17 protein-coding genes and 2 pseudogenes are annotated in these 21938 nt (G+C 71.6%); 12 read left to right on the plus strand and 7 right to left on the minus strand.

Annotated elements, in window-relative coordinates; genetic code table 11:
- Nucleotides 1-2: 2 nt before the first annotated feature.
- Nucleotides 3-1652, minus strand: a complete 1650-nt coding sequence (locus tag ACFY1U_RS10550) for an NAD-dependent malic enzyme (protein ID WP_390693726.1) — start codon at nt 1650-1652, stop codon at nt 3-5.
- A gap of 185 nt (nt 1653-1837) precedes the next feature.
- Here ACFY1U_RS10550 and ACFY1U_RS10555 point away from each other — a divergent pair, with 185 nt between their 5' ends.
- Nucleotides 1838-3073: a GNAT family N-acetyltransferase gene (locus ACFY1U_RS10555; RefSeq protein ID WP_390693727.1), complete on the plus strand. Its 1236-nt coding sequence runs from the start codon at nt 1838-1840 to the stop codon at nt 3071-3073.
- Between the two features lie 15 nt (nt 3074-3088).
- Here the strand turns inward: ACFY1U_RS10555 and ACFY1U_RS10560 are convergent, their stop codons facing one another.
- On the minus strand, nt 3089-4327 hold the full coding sequence (locus ACFY1U_RS10560) for an RNA polymerase sigma factor (protein WP_390694499.1): 1239 nt from the start codon (nt 4325-4327) through the stop codon (nt 3089-3091).
- Nucleotides 4311-4652, minus strand: coding sequence for a YciI family protein (locus ACFY1U_RS10565; protein WP_390693728.1), 342 nt, complete (start codon nt 4650-4652; stop codon nt 4311-4313). The genes ACFY1U_RS10560 and ACFY1U_RS10565 overlap by 17 nt, the downstream gene beginning before the upstream one ends.
- A 560-nt stretch (nt 4653-5212) precedes the next feature.
- Here ACFY1U_RS10565 and ACFY1U_RS10570 point away from each other — a divergent pair.
- Together ACFY1U_RS10570 and ACFY1U_RS10575 are read left to right on the plus strand one after the other, a co-directional pair.
- Entirely contained in the window at nt 5213-5533 is a 321-nt protein-coding gene (locus tag ACFY1U_RS10570) for a hypothetical protein (protein ID WP_390693729.1), read from the plus strand.
- A gap of 55 nt (nt 5534-5588) precedes the next feature.
- Complete coding sequence (locus ACFY1U_RS10575) at nt 5589-6446, plus strand: alpha/beta hydrolase (protein ID WP_390693730.1); 858 nt, start codon at nt 5589-5591, stop codon at nt 6444-6446.
- A gap of 53 nt (nt 6447-6499) precedes the next feature.
- Here the strand turns inward: ACFY1U_RS10575 and ACFY1U_RS10580 are convergent, their stop codons facing one another.
- Nucleotides 6500-7618 (minus strand): pentapeptide repeat-containing protein, encoded by a 1119-nt coding sequence (locus ACFY1U_RS10580; protein ID WP_390693731.1) that lies wholly within the window; start codon nt 7616-7618, stop codon nt 6500-6502.
- A 190-nt stretch (nt 7619-7808) separates the two neighbouring features.
- On the opposite strand from ACFY1U_RS10580, the gene ACFY1U_RS10585 reads away from it, so the two are divergent.
- Nucleotides 7809-8264 (plus strand): VOC family protein, encoded by a 456-nt coding sequence (locus ACFY1U_RS10585; RefSeq protein ID WP_390693732.1) that lies wholly within the window; start codon nt 7809-7811, stop codon nt 8262-8264.
- 178 nt (nt 8265-8442) lie between these two features.
- On the opposite strand, the gene ACFY1U_RS10590 is transcribed toward ACFY1U_RS10585, so the two are convergent.
- On the minus strand, nt 8443-8658 hold the full coding sequence (locus ACFY1U_RS10590; protein ID WP_390693733.1) for a hypothetical protein: 216 nt from the start codon (nt 8656-8658) through the stop codon (nt 8443-8445).
- Between the two features lie 365 nt (nt 8659-9023).
- Here ACFY1U_RS10590 and ACFY1U_RS10595 point away from each other — a divergent pair, with 365 nt between their 5' ends.
- From ACFY1U_RS10595 to ACFY1U_RS10630, 8 genes and pseudogenes are all read left to right on the plus strand, one after another.
- The gene (locus ACFY1U_RS10595) at nt 9024-10598 is read left to right on the plus strand and encodes an acyl-CoA carboxylase subunit beta (protein WP_390694500.1); all 1575 of its coding nucleotides are present in this window, start codon (nt 9024-9026) and stop codon (nt 10596-10598) included.
- A gap of 74 nt (nt 10599-10672) precedes the next feature.
- On the plus strand, nt 10673-12412 hold the full coding sequence (locus ACFY1U_RS10600; protein WP_390693734.1) for a fatty acyl-AMP ligase: 1740 nt from the start codon (nt 10673-10675) through the stop codon (nt 12410-12412).
- Nucleotides 12409-12936 carry a hypothetical protein gene (locus ACFY1U_RS10605; RefSeq protein WP_390693735.1) on the plus strand — a complete coding sequence of 176 codons (528 nt, stop codon included), beginning with the start codon at nt 12409-12411 and terminating at the stop codon, nt 12934-12936. Before ACFY1U_RS10600 ends, ACFY1U_RS10605 begins: the two co-directional genes overlap by 4 nt.
- 110 nt (nt 12937-13046) lie before the next feature.
- Nucleotides 13047-14474: pseudogene (locus ACFY1U_RS10610) on the plus strand (beta-ketoacyl synthase N-terminal-like domain-containing protein); the annotation flags it as partial.
- Entirely contained in the window at nt 14468-16903 is a 2436-nt protein-coding gene (locus tag ACFY1U_RS10615; RefSeq protein ID WP_390693736.1) for an acyltransferase domain-containing protein, read from the plus strand. The pseudogene ACFY1U_RS10610 and the gene ACFY1U_RS10615, both read left to right, overlap by 7 nt.
- Before the next feature lie 22 nt (nt 16904-16925).
- Nucleotides 16926-17870, plus strand: coding sequence for an alpha/beta hydrolase (locus ACFY1U_RS10620; protein WP_390693737.1), 945 nt, complete (start codon nt 16926-16928; stop codon nt 17868-17870).
- A gap of 122 nt (nt 17871-17992) precedes the next feature.
- Nucleotides 17993-19228, plus strand: a complete 1236-nt coding sequence (locus ACFY1U_RS10625) for a PucR family transcriptional regulator (protein WP_390693738.1) — start codon at nt 17993-17995, stop codon at nt 19226-19228.
- A gap of 257 nt (nt 19229-19485) precedes the next feature.
- The gene (locus ACFY1U_RS10630) at nt 19486-20130 is read left to right on the plus strand and encodes a cutinase family protein (protein ID WP_390693739.1); all 645 of its coding nucleotides are present in this window, start codon (nt 19486-19488) and stop codon (nt 20128-20130) included.
- Between the two features lie 67 nt (nt 20131-20197).
- On the opposite strand, the pseudogene ACFY1U_RS10635 reads toward ACFY1U_RS10630, so the two are convergent.
- Together ACFY1U_RS10635 and ACFY1U_RS10640 are read right to left on the minus strand one after the other, a co-directional pair.
- A pseudogene (locus ACFY1U_RS10635) lies at nt 20198-20565 on the minus strand (hypothetical protein); the annotation flags it as partial.
- A gap of 494 nt (nt 20566-21059) precedes the next feature.
- On the minus strand, nt 21060-21860 hold the full coding sequence (locus tag ACFY1U_RS10640) for an alpha/beta fold hydrolase (protein ID WP_390693740.1): 801 nt from the start codon (nt 21858-21860) through the stop codon (nt 21060-21062).
- Nucleotides 21861-21938 lie beyond the last annotated feature (78 nt).

Raw genomic sequence — 21938 nt, forward strand, 5'->3', positions numbered from 1 at the left:
CGTCATGCGTACTCCGGCTGCCACATGGCGTCCTGAACCTGCTGGACGACATCGTCGAGCGGGGCGCGCGCCACCCCCTCCTCGGCGGCGCGGCGGGCGACCGACACCGCCACCGTCGCCGACGAGGCCCGCAGGTTCTCCACCTGCGGCAGCAGCGGGGCCCCCGGACCGGACAGGTCGGCCAGGACCGCCACCGCCTCGGCGGCCGCCTGGAGCATGCCGTCCGTGATCCGGGAGGCCCGCGCCACGACGGCCCCGAGGCCGAGGCCCGGGTAGACCAGGGCGTTGTTGGCCTGGCCGATGACGTATGTGGTGCCGTCCAGCTCCACCGGAGCAACCGGGACGCCGGCCGCGACGAGGGCTTTGCCGTCGGTCCACCTCAGGACATCCTGTGGCAACGCCTCGATCCTGTCAGTGGGGTTGGACAGGGGCAGCACCACCGGTCGTTCCACATGCGCGGCCATGGACCCGACGATGTCCTCGCTGAAGGCCCCGTGCACGGTCGAGGTGCCGACCAGCACGGTCGGGGGGACCCGGTCCACGACCTCCTTCAGTCCGATCGGCCGCTCGCGGCCGCCGGACCATTCCTCGTCGGGGCGGGCGTAGAGCCGCTGGTAGTCGCGCAGCCCATCGGTCGACCGCAGCAGCAGCCCCTGCCGGTCCACGCACCAGATGCGGGCCACCGCCTCCTCGCCGTCCAGGCCGTCGCGGACCATGGCGTCGCGCAGTTGGTCGGCGATGCCCACCCCTGCGGTGCCCGCGCCGAAGACGACCACCCGCTGCTCACGCATCGGCGTCCCGGACACGCGCGCCGCGTTCAGCACACAGGCCAGGGTGATGGCGCCGGTGCCCTGCATGTCGTCGTTGAACGTGCAGAACTTCTCCCCGTACGTCTCCAGCAGCCTGCGGCCGTTGCCGGGGCCGAAGTCCTCCCAGTGCAGCAGCGCGTGCGGGAACAGGTCCCGTACGGTCTCCACGTACGCGGCAACGAACGCGTCGTAGTCCTTCCCGCGCGCGCGGGAGTGTCGGTTGCCCACGTACAGCGGGTCGTTGAGCAGCGCCTGGTTGTCGGTGCCGACGTCGAGCATGACGGGGACCGCCCGGCCCGGGTGGAGGCCGGCGGCGGCCGTGTAGACGGCCAGTTTGCCGACCGAGATCTGCATGCCGCCCACACCCCAGTCGCCGATGCCGAGGATCTGCTCGGCGTCGGTGGCCACCACCAGGTCCACATCGTCCGGACCGAGGCCGAGCGCCTCGAACGCGGGCCGTACGTCCTGCGGGTGGTCGATGGACAGATACACCCCGCGAGGACGCCGGTACTCGTGGCTGTACCGCTTGATCGCCTGCCCCACCGTGGGGTCGTAGACGATGGGCAGCAGTGCCGTCAGGTTCTCGGTGAGCAGGCGGTGGTAGAGCACCTCGTTGCGATCGTGCAGCTGCTCGAGGCAGACGTTCTTGGCCAGGTCGTCCGGCTGGGCCTGCACCTGCTCCCAGGCCCGGCGGGCCTGCTGTTCGAGGGAGAGCACCCCCGGTGGGAGCGCCCCCACCAGGCCGTGCCGCTCCCGTTCCTCCCGTGTGAAGGCGACCCCCTTGTTCCGCAGCGCGTCGGTGAGCAGGGCCCGTCCGTGCGGGTCGTCGCGGCGCGAGGACATGGGTACTCCTCCGTCGACTGCATCGTCCCCGCTCCGGAGTTCCCGTCCGGCCCGGCAGCAAACCGGACAGCGGTCGGGTCCACATCCAGGGCCGTAATTCGTTTGACCTGGACACGCCTCGACGCTGCACTGTGGCGGGGCGCCGCAGGTCGTGGTGCCGGTATCCCGGGGAGGCAGCGGCAGCAATGGAGATCCGTTCCACGACCGACCAGGACATCGACGTCTTCGTCGACACCATGCATGCCGCGTTCGGGCGCTTCCCGGAAACTCCCGCCGAGGGCGGCGGCGGGGTGTGGTGGGCGGCGCTGGAAATGGACCGGAACCTGCTTGCCGTGACGGCGGACGGGCGGCCTGTCGGCACCGCCGGTGCGTACTCCTTCGAGCTCACGCTGCCCGGTGAGATCCTCGTCCCGGCCACCGGGGTGACCGCCGTCGGTGTCCTGCCCTCGCACCGACGCCAGGGCGTGCTCACCTCGATGATGCGGCATCAGCTCAGCGAAGTGCGGGCCCGAGGGGAGTTCCTCTCCGTACTGCTGGCCTCCGAGGCCGTGATCTACCGCAGGTTCGGCTACGGGCCGGCGACCTACACGCAGCGGCTGACGGTGCCGCGCCACCAGGCCGCCCTCGCCCTCCCCCGGGCGCACACAGCGGCCGGCGCCCCGGCGACCGCTGGGGACACAGGCTCGGTCGAGCTGCTGCGACGTGCCGAGTGCGGCGAGATCCTGGAAGAGGTCTACGACCGCTACCGCCGCGCACAGCCCGGTGCGCTGTCCAGGCCGCACCGCTGGTGGAGCTCGGGCGCGGGGCAGCCCCCCATCGCTCCGGCGTCGCGCCATGTGGCCGTCCACCGTGACGCCGACGGTGTCCCGGACGGGTACGCCAGCTATGCGATCGGCGAAGGCGACGCCTTGACGGTCGACGAGACCATCGCCACCGACGACGCCGTCTCCACGGCCCTGGCCCGGTTCGTGCTCGGACACGACCTGGTCCGTCAGGTGGTCTTCAAGCACATCCCGCCCGACAGTCCGCTGCGCTGGCAGCTCGCGGACTTCCGCGCCGGCAAGGTCAGTGATGACACGGACTGGCTCTGGGTGCGGCTGCTGGACGTCCCGCGTGCTCTGACCGCGCGCGGCTGGTTCATGGACGGCGAGCTCGTCCTCGACGTCGACGACCCGTTCCTGGGCGAACACGACCGCTACCTGCTGACCGTGCGGGACAGCAAGGCCGAATGCGTACCCACCGACCGTGAGCCCGACCTGTCCCTGGACGTGAGCGACCTCGGTTCGATCTACCTCGGCGGTACGGCCCCGAGCACGCTCGTGCGTGCCGGGCACATCCGGGCCCACCGCCCGGGGGCGGCCGCCCTCGCCGACGCCCTTTTCCGCGCCGAGCGCGCCCCGCACTGCCTGCACTGGTTCTGACCCGAAGTTCCGCATTCAGTGGATGTCGTGCATGGGGTGCAACCGTGTGTAGAGCAGGGAGCGTTCGGCCGGATTGGCGGTGAGCTTCAGGGCCTGCTCATCGGCCTGATGGGCCTGGTCGGTGCGGCCGAGGTCGCGCAGCAGGGCGGCCCGGGTGGCGTGGAAGAGGTGGTAGCGGCCCAGCGGTTCGGTGAGTTCGTCGACCAGGGCGAGGGCGCTCGCCGGTCCGTGAGTGTGGCGGACGATGACGGCCCGGTTCAGGCGCACGACGGGCGACGGGTCGACGGCCAGCAGCATGTCGTAGAGCGTGAGCAGTTGGGACCAGTCGGTCGCCTGCCAGCTGGGGGCTTCACAGTGGACCGCGGCGATGGCGGCCTCGATCTGATAGGGACCGGGGCGGCGCAGCGCGGCGGCCCGTTCGATCAGGGTGACGGCACTGTGGATACGGGCCGTGTTCCACAGGGAGCGGTCCTGCTCGGCGAGCGGCACCAGCTGGCCGTGACGGTCGAGGCGGGCGGGCCACCGGGCGGCGTGCAGGCGGATGAGGGCGAGCAGCCCGAGCGGTTCCGGCTCCTGGGGCAGGCACTGGACGAGCAGCCCGGCGAGCCATTCGGCGTCGTCGACCAGTTCCCGTCGTACGCCCACGCCTCCCCCGGTGGTCAGGCAGCCCTCGTTGAAGACGAGGTAGACCACGCGCAGTACCTGCTCCAGCCGGGCGGCGCGCTCCGCGGGCTCCGGGCTGCGGTAGGGGATGCCGGCCTTGGCGATCTTCTGTTTGGCGCGGGTCAGGCGCTTGGCGAGGGTGGCCTCGGGCAGCAGGAAGGCCCGGGCGATCTCGGCCGTGGTCAGCCCGGCGACCGCGCGCAGGGTGAGTGCCACCTGGGCGTCGGCATCGAGGGCCGGGTGGCAGCAGGTGAAGATCAGCCGCAGGCGGTCGTCGGGTTCCCGTTCGGCCGTGGCCGGCAGCGCGGCGATCTGTTCCAGCTTGTCGCGGTAGCGGCCCTCGCGGCGGATGCGGTCCAGCGCCTTGTTGCGGGCGCAGGTCAGCAGCCAGGCGCCGGGCCTCCTGGGCGGTCCGGCGCTCGGCCAGCGCTCAAGGGCCTCGACCACCGCGTCGGCGACCATCTCCTCCGCGAGGTCGAAGTCGCCCAGGAGACGGACCAGGCTGGCGGTCAGCCGGCCCGCCTCCTCGCGGAAGACCCGCTCCAGCAGCGACCGCGTGGCAGCTCCGCCCGGGTCAGCGCTCGACGACAGGACGCACCTCCACCTTCCCGTCGGGCATCGGGAAGCTCGCGGCCAGCTCCAGCGCGGCGTCCAGATCGGGCACCTCGACGACCGCGTAGCCGCCGATCGCCTCCTTGGCCTCCAGCAGCGGACGGTCGATCAGTGTGGAGTGTCCCTTCTCCAGCACCACGGTGGTCGCGGTGTCCGGCTCGCGCAGCTGCTGCGCCTCCACGATCGTGCCGTCGGCCCGGTGCTTGGTGAACCACTCCATGATGCCGCCGTACACCTCGCCGCGCTCCTGTTCGGAGCCTTCCTCCTGCCATGCGCCCCGGGTCAGCAGCAGCACATACTTCATGGCTTCCTCCTCGCTGGTGATGTCACTTCATCCTCACGACGAACAAGGCGACGCCAAAAGGACAGGGCCGGTGCGCCGAATCTTTCCGCCGGGCGGCTGCTGACTCGATCCGGCGCCGGCCGGACGTCGGCGGCCATTGTTGACCAGCAGGTTCAGGCGTCCCTGTGCGGTGGAGATCCGCTCCCCGGGGAGGGCCCATGACATCCTGTCGTAGTGCTGTTGAGCGACCATGCGAGCAGTGTCGATCTCCGCCCGTCCTTTGCCGACCCGTCTCTGCTGACCCATGAAGCCCACCAGGTCGCTCCTTGGCTGCGCGCGGTGGCCGCGGGAACAGTAACCCGTCAGTGCACCTGATGCCGAAGGTTATGTGTCGCCGGACACATGGTTCACCGAGCCGGTCGTGGCTTCCTTCCCCACCCGCTGATCGGCATGGGGGCTTCGCCGACGAAGCCGTCAACTGGATGCGGCGGTGGGCGAGATGGCAGGATCATCGAGGTGACTCATGAGGATGAGCTGTCCCTGTGAGCCGGAGGAAAGCCGGCACGCGTGGCGATCGCGTCGTGCGCACTGACGGCGATCGCGGGGTCGTGGCCGGACTCGGTGTCGCGTACGCCGACCAGTGGAGGATCCTCTCCGGAACCCTCGGTGTGGCGAGCGTTCTCGGCGCTTTCGCGGTGCTCGGCCGCCGTGTGGAGGCAGGGCCGACAGGCCTGAGGTTCCGCACGGTCCTGCGGTGGCACCGGCTGGAGTGGGAGGAGATCGTCCGCTTCGAGGACGTACGGGTGGCCGCCGCCGACCACCGCTTCCACCACACCCATCTTCGTGTCGCGGCCCAGCTGCGCGCACTGCGCCGCCGCTACGCGTGTGAAGTCAAGCCGTAGGACGTGGGCGGTAATCCCTTTGAGAGGGGTCGCGATCCCTCCTAGGTTGGCCTGCGTGACGTTCGAGGTGCCCTACCAGCCGCTTCCGGTCGACCAGTCGGACGTCCGCTACGCTCACGGCCCCGACTCGGAAGTCCGGCCCGGTGTGCCGGTCGGTGAGACGACCGAGTTCGACTGGAACGACAGCGCGATCTACCCGGGCACGTCCCGGAAGTTCTGGGTCCATGTGCCCGCCCGGTACGACCCCGCAGAGCCCGCCTCACTGATGGTGTTCCAGGACGGATGGTGGTATCTGGACCCCGAAGGGGAAGTCCGTGGCGCGATCGTCCTGGACAACCTCGTCCAGCGCGGCGACATCCCGGTCATGGTCGGCGTGTTCGTCGACCCGGGAGTGTTCCCCGGCACCGAGCACCCGAAAAACCGCAACACCGAGTACGACGCATTCGACGACCGGTACGTCCGTTTCCTCCTTGCCGAGATCATCCCAGAGGTCACCAAGCGCTGCGCGATCGCCGAGGCCCCCGACCGGTGGGGCATCTGCGGTGGCAGCAGCGGCGGCAACTGCGCCTTTACCGCGGCCTGGCTGCGCCCGGACACATTCCGCCGGGTGATCGGGTACTTGTCCAGCTTCACACAGATGCCGGGCGGCAATCCGTACCCCGAACTCATCCCCCGCGTGCCTCGCAAACCGCTGCGGATCTTCATGCAGGCAGGCCATCGTGACCTGCGCTGGAACGAGCCCGAGGCGAACTGGCTCGCCAACAACCTGCGCGTCGCCGCCGCGCTCGCAGAAGCCGGCTACGACTTCCGCCTCGTCCTGGGCGACGGCGGCCACAGCCCCAACCACGGAGGCGTCCTGCTCCCCGACGCCCTCCGCTGGTTGTGGCGGCCGGACGAGCACGGGGTCTGCTGAGCAAAGGGGAAACACCGGTTCCGGCGGGCCCGGCGACTGCGCTGACCGATTGCTCAATGCGCCGACGCTGACCCGCCACGCATCGGCTCCGACTGCAGCAGCGGGACTTGCCTCGTGAGCGCGGCAGCCGGAAGCAGATGGTCCGGCTCGATGCCAGGGTCCGCGGTGACGACGACGCCGGCTGTCTGAGCGTCGAAGCCGGTCGGCCAGGCCGTGAGGTCGCTCGCCAGCGCGCCTTCCAGCCTCGCCTCTCGCAGGTCGGTGTCGGTGAGGTCGCAGCCCCGGAGGTCGGCCAGCCGCAGGTCCGCGCCGGCGAACACGGCACGCTGGGCACGGGCCTTGCGCAGGATCGCCTCCCGCAGGTCCGCACCGGAGAAGTCCGCCGACCTCAAGTCGGCTTTGACGAGGCGTGCGCCGCGCAGATCGGCTTGCAGACAGCGGACCTGGCGGAGGATCGAAGTGCCGAGTTCGGCATGCCGCAGGTTGGCGGCGATCAGCGACGCCTTGCTCAGATTGACCTGGTAGACGCTCGCAGCTTCCAGGCATGCGCCGTCGAGGTTGACTCCGTGCAACCACAATCCGTCACAGTCGGCTCGGCGCAGGTCGGTCAAGCTGACGTTGAGCCACTCCGGACGGCGTTCCTGGTACAGGACCCCGAGACAGGTCAGTGCCGTCTGAGCGTCGGCGGCGCGGGTCTCCAGCGGGGGCACCGCGTTGATGGACACGTCCGCCGCCGGAACTGCACCTTCCTGCGGCGGCCAGGGAAGGTGTGTCCGCAGATACGCCGCCATGATGGAGACGACCGCCTCGCGGTCGCGGTCGGAGTGATCCGCGATCCGCCACAGTGCGTGGATGCCTCCGATCCGCACGTCCAGCTTGTCACTGCCGAGCTGGTCCACGGCCCGGCTGAAGCGGTCGGTGATGTTCCCCTCTCGGGTTGCGTTCAGCCCGTCCTGACTGACGCGCAGCTGCCGCCATGTGGCATAGGCACCGAACAGGACGACCGCACCACCGACCGCCTGCAGAAGCGTGGTGCGCACGTTGTTCACCGCGTTCAACCGGTCCGCCGCAGCGAGGTGGCCACCTGCGAGGTCGTGGTCGACTACCAGCCCCGGAAGAACAAGGAGCACGACGCCGAGCAACACGATCACGGCCAGTGCGGACAAGGTCACAGCAACGGCACGAGTCAGGCGCCATCGGTCACGAAAAGATCCCCCCATAGCCGGAGGATCCTAGGACAAGGCCGAACCCGGCGAACCTGCACGGTCACAGGCTGCGCTTCAGCGAGCAGGTGAAACCCATCGGCATGTAGCGCTGTTGCGAAGTGGATCGACTGTCAGACCCGCCTGGGATGCTCGGAGCATGGAGATGACAGTGCAACTGACGATCGACTGCTCCGATCCGCAGAGAATGGTGACTTTCTGGGCCGAGGCCCTCGGCTATATGCCTGAGCCTCCACCGGGCGGGCACGCCACGTGGCGTGCTCACTGGGCGGCGATGGGGGTGCCCGAGGCGGAGTTGCCGCCCGGCGCCGGGGACATTCCGGAATCGATCGTCGATCCCGCGGGACATGGGCCGAGGGTGTGGTTCCAGCAGGTTCCGGAGTCGAAGGTCGCCAAGAACCGGTGGCACTTCGACCTGAAGGTCGGCGGTGGCCGTGATGTCCCACTGGACGTCCGCACACAGCGGGTCAAGGCTACGGTGGAACGGCTGCTCAAAGCTGGTGCCACTGTGCTGCAGATCAAGGATGAGCCGGACATGGGGTTCTACGCCGCCGCCATGCAGGACCCCGAGGGCAACGAATTCGACGTCGTCTGAGGACCGTGGCCGAGGAGCCCGCCGATCGGCGCGCACTCGATCGGGGCGGACGCCTGGCCAAGCCGATGCGATGCGATGCGGGAGAATGCGCGGACATCCTTCCGCACGGGCTCGAAGCCGGCGCTCAAACAGGTGACCGGCGCGAAGCGCATCGCCGCATCGTGCGGCCATGCGGCGCTCAGTGCTGCCATGCGTCCGGGCCGCCGCCCCGCCACTCGACCAGCCCGGATTCCCGCACCCACGCCTCTTCGGCGTCCTCCAGACCCGCGAGCCGCAGGAACTCGACGATGTCGAGCAGGCCGTATGCCATACCGCGGAAATGATCGCCCACACGAACCCTCCGGCCGCCGTCCTCGGCGGGCGGATAGATCACGATGGGGGGTGCGTCTGCCATAGCACCAGGGTGCGCTGTGTGATGGCTGGGCGCATGCGGGGCGATCGTGACGCCGAGGGGCAGCTGCCGCCGGGCGGGCTCCGCGTGCTGACCAAGGGCGCCGAGTACCGGCAGGTGGCCGAGCCGCCAGTTGCCGCGCATAAGACCCTGCTGGACGCCGTCCGCCTGATCCGGTCGGGAAGGATTCCGCCGAGGGCGCCCGGGGCTCGCACTCCATACCGTGCCGCCACCCGGTTTCGCCGTCTGCGTTGTCACGCTCGGAGCAACACCGGCCCCGCGGGACTCATCTCCCGCAAATAGAACAGTGATTCCCCCATTCCGGCCCCGCGTCGCTGCCATATTCGAAAGCCACTTCGGAGGTGGCTGTGACGCGAGAGGCGACAACATCCCGTGCCGGGGAGACGGCGACGCGCATTCCCGACCGTACCGCCGGGCGCATCACCGAGCTGGAGGGCCGTCGGGTGCAGGCCGTGTCCTCGGGCGGGCCGAGGCGGCGTGGGGAGTTCGGTGCCCGGGAGCGGATCGAACGGCTGCTGGACGCGGGGTCCTTCACCGAGACCGGCCTGTTCGTACGGGCGCGGCCCGCCGGGGGCGGTGCCCCGCGTCCGTACGGCGACGGAGTCGTGACCGGGCACGGCACGGTCGACGGCCGCGCGGTGTGCGTGTTCGCGCAGGACTCCACGGTCTTCGGCGGCAGCATGGGGGAGGCCTTCGGTGAGAAGACCGTCGCGCTGATGGATCTCGCCCTGCGGATCGGCTGCCCGGTCGTCGGGCTCAACGACGGCGGCGGCGCCCGCATCCAGGAGGGCGTCGCCTCACTCGCCCTCTACGCCGAGCTGGTGCGCCGCAATGTGCGGGCGTCCGGGGTGATCCCGCAGATCTCGGTCGTCCTGGGGCCGTGCGCCGGCGGTGCCGCCTACTCCCCCGCCATCACCGACTTCACCGTGATGGTGGACGGCGCCTCCCACATGTTCGTGACCGGGCCCGACGTCATCGAGGCGGTCACCGGCGAGCGCACCAGCGCCGAGGAGCTGGGCGGCGCCCGCACCAGCAACACGGTCAACGGCAACGCACACTTCCTCGCCGCCGACGAGCAGGACGCCTTCGACACCGTACGGGATCTGCTGTCGTATCTGCCCGCCAACAATCTGGAGCGGCCCCCGGGGTACGCGCCGGGGCAGGTGCCCGGCGCGGCGTGGCTGGACGAGGTGGTGCCCGATCGACTGGGGCAGGCCTACGACATGCGCGACATCCTGCGCGCGGTCGTGGACGACGGTGAACTCCTCGAAGTGCAGGAGCTGTTCGCGCCCAACATCATCTGCGCGCTGGCCCGGATCGAGGGCCGGTCCGTCGGAGTCGTGGCCAATCAGCCGCTGCATGCCGCCGGGGTCCTCGACATCGACGCCTCCGAGAAGGCGGCACGTTTCGTACGGTTCTGCGACGCGTTCGGCGTGCCGCTGCTGACCTTCGCCGACGTGCCGGGCTATCTCTCCGGGGTCCGCCAGGAGCAGGCCGGGATCATCCGGCGCGGCGCGAAGCTGCTGTACGCGTATGCCGAGGCGACCGTCCCGAAGGTCACCGTGGTGGTGCGCAAGGCGTACGGCGGCGGGTATGCGGTCATGGGCTCCAAGCACCTGGGCGCCGACATCAACCTCGCCTGGCCCACCGCCCGCATCGCGGTCATGGGCGCCGAGGGCGCGGTGGGCGTGCTGCACCGGCGGGAACTCGCTGCCGCCGCCGACCCCGAGGCGCTGCGGGCCCGTCTGGTGGCCGCGTACGAGAGCACCCACGGGACGCCGTATCTCGCCGCCGAGCGCGGATACGTCGACGACGTCATCGCCCCGCGTGACACCCGCGCCCATGTCTGCCGTGCCCTGCGCGCGCTGCGTGGCAAGAGGGCTCCGATGCCGGAGCGCCGGCACGGCAACATCCCGCTCTGACAGGCCAGTTCACCTGCCCCCTGCGACCGCTGTGATCCGCAAGCCGTACCCCGCGACGTTTGGAGCCATGCCCCATGGACAGCCGCCGCCCCCCGCTCGCGCCCGCGTTCCGGACTCTGCCGGAGTATGTGCGGCACTGGGCCGACACCACACCCGACCGCCGGGCGTTCACCTTCGTCGACCATCCCGTCCCCGACTCGCGCGGCGTCCACCGCACCCTGACCTGGCGGCGCCTTGACCTGCGGGTGCGGGCGCTGGCCGCCCGGCTCGCCGAGGAGGCCGAGCCGGGCGCGCGGGTCGCGCTGCTGTGCCCGCAGGGCACGGAGTACGTCACCGCCTTCCTGGCGGCCCTCGCCGCCGGCCTGGTCGCCGTACCGCTGTATCCGCCCGGGCTGCCGGGGCACGCCGACCGGCTGTCGGCCGTGTTCGCCGACGCCCGTCCGGCGGTCGCCGTGACGACGAGCCGCGTCCTGGACGCGGTGCGGGACTTGTGCGACGGCACGCCGGTGCGGATCGTCGCCGCCGACCAGATCCCCGACGCCGACGCCGGGGACTGGCAGCCGGTCGTGCCGGGCGCCGCGGAGATCGCCTACCTGCAGTACACCTCCGGCTCGACCCGCACCCCGGCGGGCGTGGAGATCACCCATGCCAATGTCGTAGCCAACGCCCGTCAGGCGCTGACCGCCTACGGCGCGGACGCCCATCCGGTGACCTGTGTGGGCTGGCTGCCGCTGTACCACGACATGGGCCTGGTCCTGAGTGTCGCCGCCCCGGTGGTGCGCGGGCTGCTGTCGGTGCTGATGGAGCCGGTCGCGTTCCTGCACGAGCCCACGCGCTGGCTGCGGCTGCTCGCCGCGCATCCGCGTGCGCTGAGCGCCGCGCCCAACTTCGCGTACGACTACTGTGCCTCCGCCGTCACCGACGTACAGAAGGCGGATCTCCGTCTGGACCAGGTCGCCGCGCTGATCAACGGCAGTGAGCCGGTCCGTCCGGGCACGGTCGACCGCTTCCACGCCGCGTTCGCCGCGCAGGGGCTGTCGCGCGACGTCCACTGCCCGTCGTACGGGCTGGCCGAGGCGACGGTCTTCGTCAGCGCGGCCCGGCCCGGCCGGCCGCTGTCCCGGTTCGCGCTCGACCGTGACGCCCTCGCCTCAGGGAAGGCGCTGCTCGCACGGCCCGAGGACCCGCGGGCGGTACTGCTGGCGGGCTGCGGCACTCCGGCGGGCCAGCAGGTTCGCATCGTCGATCCCGCGTCCGGGGCCGTGATGGCCGAGGGAGAGGTCGGCGAGATCTGGGTGCAGGGCCCGAACGTCGGCCGCGGCTACTGGAACCAGGAGCGGCAGACCCGGCTCGTCTTCGGCGCCGATTCGGACGCCGGGCCCGGCGGCTGGCTCCGCACGGGCGACCTGGGCACGGTGCTGGACGGGCAGTTGATCGTCACCGGTCGGCTCAAGGACCTCATCGTCGTCGACGGCCGCAACCACTATCCGCAGGACGTGGAGGCCACAGCCCAGGAAGCGCATCCGGCCGTGCGGCGGGACCGGCTGGCGGCCTTCGGCGTGCCGGGCGGCGCGGGTGAGCGGGTGGTCGTCGTGGCCGAGCACGTGCGGACCACGAGCCTCGCCGAGATCGACGTACGGGCCCTCACACGCGCCGTCCGCGCCGCCGTCTCGGACCGGCACGGACTGCGGCTGGCCGAGGTCGTCCTCGTCGCGCCGGGCGTGGTGCCCCGCACGTCCAGCGGCAAAGTGTCGCGGGCGCTGACCCGTCAGCGGTATCTGGAGGGCGCATACGCGGCGGAGCGTGAGCGATGAGAGCGGCTGACGAGGCCGGGACGGGCCGACGCATCACGGAACCCGTGGCCGCCTGCAACGGGTCCGCCCCGAAGACCCACCCGATCATGCCCCACACCTCCAGCAACGAGGTCTCGCGGCCGCTGAGCCATCAGCCGTATCCCGACGAGTGCATACGCGACACAGGGCGCGCGATGAGACCAGCCGACGAGGACGCGATGCGCCGACTCACCACACAGCGGTCGGCCGCGTGCACCGGTTCCGCCCCGAAGACCGACCCGCCCCACACCTCCAGCGACACGATCTCGCAGCCGCCGACCCATCAGCCCCATCTCGACGAGCGCTTACGCAGCGGAGCGTGCGCGATGAGAGCAGCCGACGAGGACGCGAGGGGCCGACTCGTCACGGAACCCGTGGCCGCCTGGAACCGGTCCACTCCGAAGACCGGCTCGATCATGCCCCACACCTCCAGCGACGAGGTCTCGCGGCCGCTGAGCCATCAGCGATGTCTCGACGGCATTGACGCCGGGGAGCGTGCGCGATGAGAGCCGCCGATGAAGACGCGATACGTCGGCTCATCGCCGAACGCGTGGCCGCCTGGAGCGGATCCGCCCACGAGGCCGTCCCGATGGACCGGCCGCTGGCCGACCTGGCCATGGCCTCGCGGGACGCGGTGGTCCTTGCCGGGGAGTTGTCCCGGCTTGTGGGGCGGGAGCTGTCGGCGACGCTGCTGTGGGAGGCGCCGACCGGTGACGCGCTGGTGGCCCGCCTGTGTGCCACCGAGGTGGAGGACGCCGCCCAACCGGCCCCTGTCCACGCCGACTTGGGCGAGTCCGTCGCCGTCATCGGGGTCGGTTGCCGGTTGCCCGGGGGCGTGCACGGGCCGGGCGACTACTGGCGGCTGCTGAGCGAGGGCGTCGACGCGATCCGACGCGTGCCCGAGGACCGGTGGCGGGACTTCACCCACTTCCCACCCGCCGACGCGCCCTCGTACGGCGGCTACCTCGACGACATCGCGGGCTTCGACGCCGACTTCTTCCGGATCACTCCGCGCGAGGCCGCGGTGATGGACCCGCAGCAGCGGATCCTCCTGGAGGTCGTACAGGAGACGCTCGACCATGCCGCCGTCCCGGCCGCCTCGCTCGCCGGCAGCGACACCGGTGTCTTCGTCGGTGTCTCGGCCCCCGAGTACGGCCGGCTCACGGGCGCCGACGCGAGCGCCGTCGACCCGTGGGCCCCCGCCGGTGCGGCGCTGAGCGTGACCGCGGGCCGGGTGGCGTATGTGCTGGACACCCGCGGGCCGAGCATGGCCGTCGACACCGCGTGCTCCTCCTCCCTGGTGGCCGTCCACCACGCGTGCGTCAGTCTGCGCACGGGCGAGAGCGGTATGGCGATCGCCGCGGGCGTCAACGTGCTGCTCTCCCCCACCATCGGCGTCGCGTTCGCGCGGGCCGGAGCACTGGCGCCGGACGGGCGGTGCAAGCCGTTTTCCGCGGCGGCCGACGGCATCGGACGCGGCGAGGGCTGCGCGGCCGTGCTGTTGAAGCGGCTGTCCGACGCCGAACGCGACGGGGACCGCGTACTCGCCGTCATCCGCGCCACGGCCGTCAACTCCGACGGCCGCTCCAACGGCCTCCTGGCGCCCAACCCCCTAAGCCAGCAAGCCCTGTTGGCGACCTCCTACGCACGGGCCGGACTCGACCCGGCCGCAGTCGACCACGTCGAGGCGCACGGCACCGGCACCCCGCTGGGCGACCCCATCGAGGCGGGCGCGCTCGGCGCCGTCCTCGGTGCGGGCCGCGACCCCGACCAGCCGCTGCTGCTGGGCTCGGTCAAGGGCAACCTGGGTCATCTGGAGTCGGCCGCGGGTATCGCCGGGCTGGTCAAGACGGTGCTCGCGCTGCACCACGACGTTCTTCCGCCGTCCTTGCACTGCGCGCAGGGCAGTTCGCCCGGCGAGGCACCGCTGCGGGTGGTGACCGAGCCCGAGCCGTGGCCGCGCTACGGCGGCACGGCCACCGCCGGGGTCTCCGGGTTCGGTTTCGGCGGCACCAACGCCCATGCGGTGCTGGAGGAATGGCGGCCCGCCACCTGTCACCGTCCGCCACCGAGGAGCCGGCCGCCCGCCTTCATCTGCTCTCCGACGTCGACTCCGAGCGTCTGCGGGACACCGCCTCCCGGCTGGCGGACTGGCTCCGCACGTCCGAGGCAGGTGCCGCACGACCGGCCGACATCGCCCGCACGCTCGCCGGGCGGGCCGGCCGTGGGCCGGTGCGGAGCGCCGTCGTCGCCGCTGATCGCGGTGAACTCGCCGACGCACTGGGCGCGTTGGCGCAGGGGCGTCCTCACGGACGGGTCCTGACCGGCGAGGGTGATCTTGTCGGGCGCGGCCCGGTGTGGGTGTTCTCCGGGTACGGCAGCCAGTGGGCCGGCATGGGACGCCGGCTGCTCGCTGAGGAGCCCGCGTTCGTCTCCGCCGTGGAGAAGATCGACGCGCAGCTCGCCCCGGAGTGCGGACTGTCCTTGTACGAGCATCTGGCCTCCGGCGAGGGCCTGGAGTTGCTGGAGGTGGCCCAGCCGGTCCTCTTCGGCCTTCAGGTCGCGCTCGCCGAGCTGTGGCGCTCCTACGGTGTGGAACCCGCCGCCGTGATCGGTCACTCCATGGGCGAGGTCGCCGCCGCGGTGTGCGCGGGTGCCTTGGACGTGCCCGACGCGGCGCGGGTCGTCGCCGTACGGGCCCGGCTGCTCGGTCGGCTGCGGGGCGGCGCCATGGCGGTCGTCGACGTCGACGACCGTGAACTCGACGCCCTGCAACAGGACTTCCCCGGCGTCCATGTCGCCGTCCACTCCTCCCCCGGCCAGAAGGTGGTCACCGGCGAGGAGGCTGCGGTGGCGCGGCTCGTGCGGCGGCTGGAGGAGGAAGGGCGGACCGCCCGGGCCATGCGGGTGGCCGGCGCCGGGCACTCGCCCCAAGTGGACGGGCTGTTACCGGAGTTGATCGACTCCCTGGCCGGCATCGAGAGCAGACGGCCACGCATCCCCGTCTACTCGACCGTCCTCGACGATCCCCGCGGCGACTCCACCTTCGACGCCGGCCACTGGGCCGCCAACCTTCGGCGCCCGGTACGTCTGGACCGGGCCGTAGCGGCTGCCGCGGCCGACGGTCACACCGCTTTCGTGGAGATCTCCCCGCACCCGGTGCTGCCCCGGGCCGTCACCGACACGGCCCCGGGCGCGCTCGCCCTCGGCACGCTGCACCGCGACGCCGACGACTGTGCCGCGTTCCTGGGCCAGTTGGGCTCCCTGTATGCGGCGGGGCTGCGCCTGCCGTTGCCGCCCGGCCGCGTCATCGACCTGCCCGCGCCGCGCTGGCGTCACGTCCGGCACTGGTGGACGGACGGGCGGGCGGCGACGACCACCCCCGCCGCCGTACCGGAGGAGCAGGCGGCGGCGCGGCAGGACACTTCCGTCCCCGCCCGTCTGTGCCATCACATCGCCGCCGTCACGGGGCACGCGCCGGGCCGTGTCACCCCCGCCACCGCCCTGACCGACCTCGGCCTGGACTCCCTGATGGCCGTCCGTATCCGCACCGCCCTGGAGCGCGAGTTCGGCATCGAGCTGCACCTGCGCGATCTGCTCGGCACCCCCACGGTCGAGCAACTCGCCGAACACATCCGCCAGGCGCTCCCGGCCGGGGACGGCTCGCCGCTGCGTACCCTGCGGGCCCACGGCTCCCGCCCGCCGCTGTTCCTCGTCCACGCCGCCGGCGGCACCACCGACGTCTACCGCGCTCTGGCGGAGCGGCTCGGGAACGACCGGCCGGTGTACGGGTTGGAGCGGGTCGAGCAGGCCACCACGGTGATCGAGAAGGCGAGCCGCTACGCCGAGGCCGTCACCGCCGCCCACCCCAACGGGCCCTGTCTGCTGGGTGGTTGGTCCTTCGGCGGCTTCGTCGCGCAGGAGACCGCACGGCAGCTCACCACCGCCGGGCGCGAGGTGGAACTGGTCGTGCTCATCGACTCCGTACGGCCCCTGCTCCGGCCCGGGCACAAACCCGAGGACCGGACCCGCGCGCACTTCACGGGCTTCGCCCGGCACGTCGCCGACACCTACGGGGTCCGGCTGGAGCTGCCGTACGACGAACTGGTGGCGATGGACGACGACGGCGCGCGCATCGACGTCGTGCTGCGGGCCCTGCGCGAGGCCGCCGAGGTGCCCGCCGCCGTCCTGGAGCACCAGCGCTCCTCCTATCTGGACCTGAGGATCGGCGAGGCCCACCGGCCGGGACGCTACGACGGGCGTGTGGTCCTCTACCGGGCCATCGAGCGCGCTCCGCACACCGTGCGCGATGCGGCCTATGAGCGGGACGACGAGTCGCTCGGCTGGGACGAGGTGTGCCCGCGCCTGTCGGTCGTACGGGTCGGGGGCCACCATCTGTCGCTCCTCGACCCTCCGCACGTCGACGAGATCGCCGCCCAGCTGCGGCGGGAGCTCGCCGAGCAGACCCGCTGAACCAGGATCCCGAGGAGCCGCCATGCCCCAGCCCCACCGCGTCACCGGAGTGTCCCGGCGCACCATCACCAAGGCCGCGGCGAGCGCCGGTCTGGCCGCCCTGTTCGATGCCGCCGCGGGCGCCGCGCGGGCCGCGACCCAGCTGGGGCCGCGCACCTTCGACGTGTCGGTGGCCTCCGCCGCCCTGGGCCGCAGCGCCCCGGTGCGGCTGATCCTGCCGTCCGGTTTCGACACCCGGCCCGGCCGGACGTATCCCGTGCTGTATCTGCTGCACGGCGCCCATGACGACTACACGTCCTGGACCCGGGAGACCGACATCGAGGCCTTCACCGAGGGCCGGGATCTGATCGTGGCGATGCCGGACGGCGGCCCCACCGGCATTCCCACCCACTGGCTCAGCGGCCCCGACTACGAGACGTTCCAGCTCACCGAGGTCCCGGCGATGCTGAGTCGCGACTACCGGGCCTCGGGGGTGCGGGCGGTCGCCGGGGTCTCCACCGGCGGCTACGGCGCCATGGCGCACGCGGCCCGCCATCCCGGCGCGTTCGCCGCCGCGGCCTCCTACAGCGGCATCCTCGACACCATGGCGCCCGGCGTGCCCACCCTCGTCGACGCCATCGTGGCCCGTGAGAACCTGGCTCCCTCCTCCCTGTGGGGCAATCCGGTCCTGAACCTTCTGACCTGGCGCGACTTCAACCCGCGGGCCCGCGCCTCGGGCTTGCGCGGCACTCCCCTGTTCGTCTCCAACGGCAGCGGAGTGGTCGGCGGGACCGGCGACTGGCTGCCCGAGGCGCTGGAGAGCGCCCTGTGGCCCTGCGCGCACAGCTTCACCGACACCCTCGCCCGCCTGGGCATCGCGGTCACCACCCACTTCTACGCAGGAGGAGGACACAGCTGGGCGTACTGGAAACCGGAGTTCGCCGCGTCATGGCCGATGCTCGCCGGTGCTCTCGGGCTGCCGGAGTGATGTCGGTGCCGACGGGGCACGGAACGGAGCGCAGGGGACGCCCGTCCAACACAGGACTTGCCCCTCGCCCCACGGGAGACACTCCGCGGGTGAGCCGGTTCCGGTGGAAAGGAGGGTCCGCGATGGCCGTCCCCGCCCCGCACGGCGAACCGGCCGGTCCGGCGTTCCCCTCGGTGCCGTCCGACCTCGCCGGGCTGCTGCGTGCCCGGCTGGAGGCGGTCGCCGACCAGGTCGAGGACGAGGTGCGCAGACAGGTTCCCGAGTACGCGGGGCCCCCGGACGGTATGTACGCCCGGAACCTGCGGGCCGGGGTGGTGCAGGCGCTGACCCTGTTCGTCGACCACATCGCCGACCCGCGCGGCCGCAGCGACGCGATCGCCTCGACGTACTACGAACTCGGGCGCGGCGTGGCTCTGGAGGACCGCAGCCTGGACGCCCTGCAGTCCGCGCTGCGGATCGGGGGGATGCACGCCTGGCGGCTGATGGGCCGTACGGCGGAGGAGCTGGGGCTCGATTCGGCGGTGGTGGCGGCGCTGGGCGAGCTGGCGTTCCGGACCGTGCACGAGGTGGCCGAGGCGGCCGCCGCCGGTTATGCGGAGGGCCGGCTGCGCAGCACCGACGAGTTGGAGCGGCGGCGCAGGCGCCTGCTCGAGCTGCTGCTCGGGGAGGGGCCGGTGTCGTTGGAGGCCGTGCAGGATCTCGCGCACGGCGCCCGCTGGTCGGTGCCCCGGCAGGTCGCGGTCGTCGTGCTCGCGGCCCCCGCTGACCAGAGCGAGGAGGAGCGGCCGCTGGCGGCCGCCGGGGCGCTGGTGGACATGGGCTCGCGGCCGCCGCGGATGCTGCTGCCCGATCCGGACGGTTCGGGCCGCTTCGGCGGCCGCGCGTTCACTCTCGCGCTGCGCGGGCGCCCGGCGGCCATCGGCCCGACGGTGCCGCTCACCGAGGCGGCGCAGTCGCTGCGTTGGGCCGCCCGGGCGCTGCGGCTGATGGGGCGCGGGATCCTGCCCCGGCAGGGCGTGGTGCGGTGCGCCGACCACCTCTCGACGCTGCTGCTGCACGGGGACGAGCCGCTGCTGGCCCGGTTGGAGACGCGTGTCCTCGCCCCGCTGGACACGGCCACCGAGGGACAGCGGCCCCGGCTCGCGGAGACGCTGTTGGCGTGGCTGCTCAGCGGCAGCAACGTGCCCGACGTCGCGGCCCGCCTGCACATCCACCCGCAGACGGTCCGCTACCGCCTGCGCCAGCTGGAGAAGCTCTTCGGGGACGCCCTGCACGACCCCGGCACACGGCTGGACCTCATCCTGGCTCTGCGCGCCGAGGAACTGCGGGAGCAGGAAACGCCCTCCGAGGGTTGGTAGGGCGTGGATGCGGGCGGCGGTGATGTCGGGGGTGGATCCGGGTTCGGCGTCGGAGAGCCACAGCGGGGTGCCGTCCGGGGCCGACCAGCGCATTGTCGAGAAAACCTCAGTGCAGGCAATTTCCGCCGACTCACCTCAGCTCAAGAATCCATAGAATTTCTGAATTTCCATGCATAACACGTAGTCAGAAAAAGCGAATACGTTCGGGGCGTCCTTTTCCGCAGGCGCGCAACGCGCCCGACCCCCAAAGGATCCCCATGCGTATTCGCTTGTGCCTCGCCGCGCTCTCATTGGTCGGCGGGGCGGCCGGAGTGGCCACCGTCTCGGCACCTGCCGCATCGGCCGCCACCTGCTCGGACATCGACGTCGTCGCGGCTCGCGGCACGTTCGAGCCGGGCACGCTGGGCGCGATCGTCGGCGACCCGGTGTATTCCGCCCTGCAGAAGAAACTGACGGGCAAGAACCTCACCAGCTACAGGGTGAATTACCCCGCGGACCTTTCGCTCACCTCGGCCGCGCAGGGAAATGCCGACCTGGTGAATCACGTCAACAGCCAGGCGGCGGCCTGCCCGAATCAGCGTTTCGTTCTCGTCGGCTATTCGCAGGGCGCGAACGTCGTCGACAACTCCATCGGCATCAGCAGCGACGGCGCGGTGGTCGGCAGCCCCATCGTGGCCACCATCCCGGCCACACTCGAACCGAGGGTCGCCGCGGTGCTGCTGTTCGGCAATCCGATCCGGGCCCTCGGCAAGAGCGTCACCGGCACCTACCAGAGCCGCACCATCGACTTCTGCGCCAAGGGCGACCCCATCTGCGAGAACGGCGGCACCGACGTTCTCGCACACCTCGGCTACAGCTCGGACGCCGACGCGGCGGCCGCCTTCGCCACGACCAAGATCTGAGCGGACGGCCCACGCAGGACTGGCCCGGGAGGCCCCTCTCCCGGGCCCAACTCACGTTCCGGAACGGCTACTTGGTCTCCCCGGCAAACCGGGCGAGGTTGCTGGAGACGACCTCGGGCCGCCCGTTGTTCTGCACCGGCGCCGCGGTGGGCACATCGAGATGTACTGCTCGGTGAAGTCCAGGGGCTGCTGGGCCAGGCTGCGGGCCGGCTCCCCGATGTCGGTGACCTCCTTGCCCGCGTTGGTGAACGGCGTGCCGTCGGCCGACCGGTGGCCCGGGTCGTCGGCGGCGCCGACACGGTCGTCATTGCGCCATGTGTAGAGCGGGCCGTACGGCCTCTCGGGGATGGCCTTGTACTCGACGCCGAACAGCCCCGGGCGCAGCGAACTGCCCTTGGTGGCCGGGAAGTTCTTGTCGGTGATCGGCCTGGGATCTTCACCCGCACCACCGACTCACTCACTCCGGCGACCGCACTCGTCGACGCCACGGGCGTCTCGGTCCGCGCGCCGTCCCCCCGGGCGTCAGGGGCGGCCACGGTGATCGCCCCGCTGGTCAGCAGCACCGCCAGCACGGTGCTGCGCAGGGCCTTCGCGGTTCTTCCTCTGCTGCGGCTCGTGTCCATGGCCGGACCGTAGGACGGCGCAGGCCGCGGCTTCGGGCAGTGCTCACAAAGACGCAGCTCCTGTGCACCGCTTTGTCACTGGCGGCTGGCGACCCGCACGTCTCCATCACCACCTGCACCGCGCATCCCGGTACACCCGGCGCTGACAGCCGCACCCTGATCGCGACCTGGGCCGAAACCCAGAAGCAACCGCAGCCGACCAACGCCGAAGAGCACAGGTCCTCGACCGCGAGCACGATCGGCACGTCCGAGCGCCGTGACGGCGGACACCGACAAAGCCCGCTTCGCCGTGGCCGCGTAGGGGTTTCAGGCGAGACCCTCGAGGAAGCCCGAGAGCACGGTGTGCAGGATTCCAGGCTGTTCCAGGTGCAGGTCGTGGCCGGTGCCGGGGATGCTCATGGCCATGGTGGCGGGTCGCTGCCGGAGCATTTCGTCGAGTTCCCCTGCGGGGACGAAGCTTGATTGGGCCAGGACGACCAGGGTGGGGCACGCGACCTGCCCCCACTCGTGCCAGAAGGGACGCTGGGCGTTCTCCGCCAGCGAGCGGACCATCACGTCCCGGTCGAAGCGAGGCCACCATCCGCCGTCGCGTTCTTCCAGCCCGGCCGCCCAGCCTGCGCCCAGCGGTCCGCCGCCGAAGAATGCGGCTGCCGCTTCGCGCGAGGGAAACGGTGTCGGCCACGAGTCGAGCCATCCGCCGATGTCTCCGGGTCCGTCCGGGTTCGGGCCGCCGGAGCCGGCCTCGACGAGCACGAGCGCGCGGACAAGTGCGGGATGCGCCGCGGCGGTGAGCATGGCGGTGTGCCCGCCCAGCGACTGGCCGACGAGGACGGGCCGGTGCAGCGCCAGCTGATCGACAACGGCGACGACGTCGTCGATGGAGGCGGCGCGGGAGACGTCCAGCGGGTGGCGCTCGCTGGCGCCGTGCCCGCGCTGGTCGACCGCGACGACCCGATGTCCGGGGCTCAACTTCCGTGCCGGCACGTCCCATTCACCCGCGTGACCGGCCAGGCCGTGCAGCAACACGATGGGCTGTCCGGGCCCGCCCCAGTCCCGGCAGACAAGCCGGACGCCGTCTCGCACCACCACGTGTTCAGACCATGTCACGTCGCCTCCAGGGGATCGGCCGGCCTTGATCTTGCCGCAATCGCCTCGAGCCCCCTCCGCGAGGTGACCGACTGCCGG

The sequence above is a fragment of the Streptomyces sp. NPDC001351 genome (assembly GCF_042896045.1).
GTDB lineage: Bacteria > Actinomycetota > Actinomycetes > Streptomycetales > Streptomycetaceae > Streptomyces.